Source organism: Alteromonas sp. 14N.309.X.WAT.G.H12 (genome assembly GCF_036697315.1).
GTDB lineage: Bacteria > Pseudomonadota > Gammaproteobacteria > Enterobacterales > Alteromonadaceae > Alteromonas.
This window is the reverse complement of the sequence record NZ_JBAHZB010000001.1, coordinates 337153-340897: the sequence shown is the minus strand read 5'-3', so window position 1 is coordinate 340897 and position 3745 is coordinate 337153. Positions and strand designations below refer to the sequence as shown.

Annotated in this window: 4 protein-coding genes; all 4 read right to left on the bottom strand. The window is 45.0% G+C overall.

All coding sequences use genetic code 11. From position 1 onward, the window contains the following. Positions 1-26: 26 nt before the first annotated feature. Positions 27-761 carry a hypothetical protein gene (locus V5298_RS01450; RefSeq protein WP_332929682.1) on the bottom strand — a complete coding sequence of 245 codons (735 nt, stop codon included), beginning with the start codon at positions 759-761 and terminating at the stop codon, positions 27-29. Positions 762-766: 5 nt separating this feature from the next. Continuing rightward, positions 767-1510: a hypothetical protein gene (locus tag V5298_RS01445; protein WP_332929681.1), complete on the bottom strand. Its 744-nt coding sequence runs from the start codon at positions 1508-1510 to the stop codon at positions 767-769. Further along, a complete protein-coding gene (locus V5298_RS01440; RefSeq protein WP_332929680.1) occupies positions 1497-2213 on the bottom strand; it encodes a hypothetical protein in 717 nt (238 codons plus the stop codon). Before V5298_RS01440 ends, V5298_RS01445 begins: the two co-directional genes overlap by 14 nt. 6 nt (positions 2214-2219) lie before the next feature. Beyond that, positions 2220-3745: hypothetical protein (locus tag V5298_RS01435; RefSeq protein WP_332929679.1), on the bottom strand; the 1526-nt coding region annotated here is incomplete at its 5' end.

The following is a 3745-nucleotide window of genomic DNA, read 5'->3' as shown; positions in this document are numbered from 1 at the left end:
GACCAATATCAGCAAGGTGACACGACCTACGTCAGCGCCGAAATAACCTTGCTGATATTGGTCAGCTCGGGCTTGTCCTTTGCTAACTTTAACAGCCTGGCATCAATTGCCCTGAACCCTTCGCTTGATGTTTTCTTACTTTTTATTGTGTAAGACGCAAGGTAAATGAGAAGGTTAGGATCTGTTGACGCCCATTCAACATCAAAATTTAACGCTCTTGTTATATCATCTTGGAATGCAAGCGATGATGTAAGTTCTCCGTGGGCTGTATAAAGCTTATACCATTCCAACCTGAGTGCTGAATCATCCGGTACCGAGACAAAACGAGGTAAACCGACTTGCGCATTGTCTCGCAAACCAACGGAGACTTTACGGTAAAAAAGGCTTAGAGACGGATTATCAAGAAGTTCGGCTTTGAAACGTGTGAGGTGCGGCATCAAATAACGATAATTGAAGTTAGGTACGCTTTCTGGTGTTTTCGATACTATAGACAGAATGAATTCATCAAGCCACGCAGAACATTGTTTGACCTCGCCCAGCTCCATTTCTTCCGCATCGGTGACAGAGGGCTTTGGCATCCTGATGTGCTTCCACTCACCTCCTAATATAATGTCAGCTAAAACAATACGCGCTTCAATTCCATCAATAGCATTCAACCATTGAGATACAATGTCCTCGCCAGCTTGTCTGATCGTATTAGCCGAAGGATAGGTTTTACCCAAAATGTTGGACACTGTTTCGAGGCTGTCGTATGTCTTCATTGGATTTACTCTTTAATTCTGAAATCAGGTATATATTCTTTCACAAACTTTGTTATATTACCACTCATTTGTTCGTGGTGAAGGTTTTTGTAATCATTTTGAGCCCAGAACGGAATCTCCTTTTCATACATATCCTTTGATGGTAACCAACGAAACCCGCCGAAGTACTTGTGGCGTTGATTATACTCATCATCTTGAAGCAAGTGCATAGTTGACGCAAAAATACCGGTCTCTGAGGGGGATTTAGCAACATTAACGGTGACCTTTACAATGTGCTCGAATGTTCTTTCCAGGTCTGACAACGTCTCTGCAACATCTAGCATCTCATCATTGCCGGGATCTGTATTGGCAAAAAACTGCACAACCCACAAACCCCTGAGAAATGCATTCAGCCGTGCCTGGCTCATGTTGGGGAAATAAATAATGTCACCTTCTTCATAAAAAGGGATTTTATCTAGTGACGTTGGGTAATAGCACATGGAACACACATTGTACCAATGTCCACGACTGAAGAGACTATGTCTCATCTCTTGACTAATGGTAACCCCGCAGGACTCGCATTTGTTACACCCTGGTTTATTCAGGCGGTTTTTTAAGCTTTCCTCCACCTGAGCTGAGGGCTTCTTTTCATGTGGTGATATACCAAGAATAATTTCTGGCGGGGGAACAACAAAATTCGGATCAGTCTGAATCTCTTCCTGAACCGGTTCAATACGTTTTTGTCTTGTAAGTCTTTTAAGAAGTAACATACTCGCCTTGCCCCCTAAAGTCCTGTATGTAATCTATTGCATTAAAAATCGCCATCCCGGCCGACGAAAATATCATTGCAAAAATACATGCTGTATATGTCATTCTTACCTCTCTGATCCCATACAGCTTCATCCATAATTGTGATCCAGCCATTAGGAAAAAGACGAGTGATAATAATTGAATAAGCCCACCCCACACATCGAGACGTGCAAACTCAATACTGTCTTCCGAGGAATAGCTCGCCAATTCACTCACACTTGCTTTTACCTGGTCAAGGCAGCTCTCAGCATCATTTTCCCATCCTACATACTCAGAACTTACATCCACAACCAAGCAAAGAGAACGCCCGTCAGCTTCATTGACTAGACCAGTAAAATCATTGATCGCGATAACCGCATTTATCGGCGCATAAATCAGGTAACAAATCATCACGCCGCCAATGATTTTTGGGAATGTGACAATTGTTCGGTTCTGTTGCGCGACTTTATTCGGGTTGAACAAGGCCATCAAATATGACCATAGAATTAAAGCTAAAAACAGTATTCCTATAATTTGCGCTAGCTGCAATGCAAATTGAAAAGCTAACTCAATGAGGATGACGTAGTACGCGGACTGGCTGGTCGACGTAGCGGTCTCAGTCACCTCTTGAGCAAACAATGCTGACGAATAAAAGAGCAAGAACAGCGTCGTTACTATGCGCATGCTGGTTTACCTAACTCTTCCTCGAATCACGCCATTCTCAGTTGAAACAATATAGTCAACCATTCTTGTGTTATCTCCAGCTTTGCTTACCCCAGTTATTCGGCCATACCCTGGAACCACTGACGATTCGGTGCCAGCAAAACGGTATCTTTGGAATTGAGTGCTGCTCGCACCTTCCTCTTGAAGGTAGATGGTGTAGTCGCCCTTGCGCACTTCATGGATACCAACTAGGTATTGCTTAGGGGGGCGTTCAATCTCTGTATCCCCTGCGGTGTCATTTACAGGTTCAACCGCCTTAATGCGCTGCTCGTTCTCCACATATACGCTCACTGGATTGGCAGGTTCAAGCTGGACCTTTTCTTCTTTCCCTACATTTTGGACGGAGGGCGTTACACCGAGGCTTTCATTGACTGGTTGCTTTTCCAATTCGGCAACTCGGTTGTTGAGGTATTTCAACTCTGCATTAGTCATTGTTGTTAAATTCCTTAACCCGGTAACCATCTCTTGAAGCTGACTCACCTCATTCGCCCGCCCTTTGAATTCTGTAAGAGCCTTTGTTATCTTGTCATTTACGCCATTCAAGTCGCCATCTTCAATAAGTTGAACGACCTCCCTTAGCACCGTCTCTTTAATATCACTGCTAATCGTTCTATTACTTTCGGTCGCACTCTCTACAAGTGATAACAAAGCTTCAATGCGCTTGACCAGCTCCAACTCAAACTGGCCCATCCCATCTTCTAGAGTACCGATCTTTTGGGTTACCTGTGATTGTGTCCCTTGCATCCCCATCTGTGCGGACTTCACCGCATCTACATCAGTACGCAGAGCGACAATGGCATTGCTGTTTTCGTTTGTGACAGTGGACAACTTGCTTTTCAGCGCTGCGATTTCCTCTTGCAAGTTTTTTACTGTCGTGTCCATTTCAATTGGTGCATCATTGCCGGTGGAGAATACCCCCGCCTTTTCTAGCAACCCTGGACCGTAAACACCACCAGCTAAACCAAGAGGCCCAGCGAGCAACAACGTGGCAACCACCAAACCAATTCCCCGCCTCATACCACCTCCGTTTCCTTTTTTAAGGCTTTTAGGTTCTGACCTTACATTATGCGTTTTTTGTTCAACACCAGCTTCGGGGGCCGGCTTTGTGTCGGTGCTGTTTGCATCGTCCAGAATGTTTGAATATTCCTCTGTTTCCCTAAGCTTTGGGATTGGGGACTTTGGCGTACCCGAGTCCAACTCATCATCGATGCCTGATATGCTATCTAAATCCAAAGCATCATCTTCTTGTCTTGATTTTTCGGCTTCATCTTCATCAGCCTCCCCGAAATCGCTAAGGAGAGCGTCTACGTCCAATCCTTCTTCCTCTGTGGACGCCCCGTCACTGATATCGTTTTCTTCGGTAGCGGCTTCTTGTTCGTCCTGCGCATCATCGGTGAGGTCTGGGCCACCTAATACTGCATCGATATCGTTTTCTTCGGTAGCGGCTTCTTGTTCGTCCTGCGCATCATCGGTGAGGTCTGGGCCACCTAATA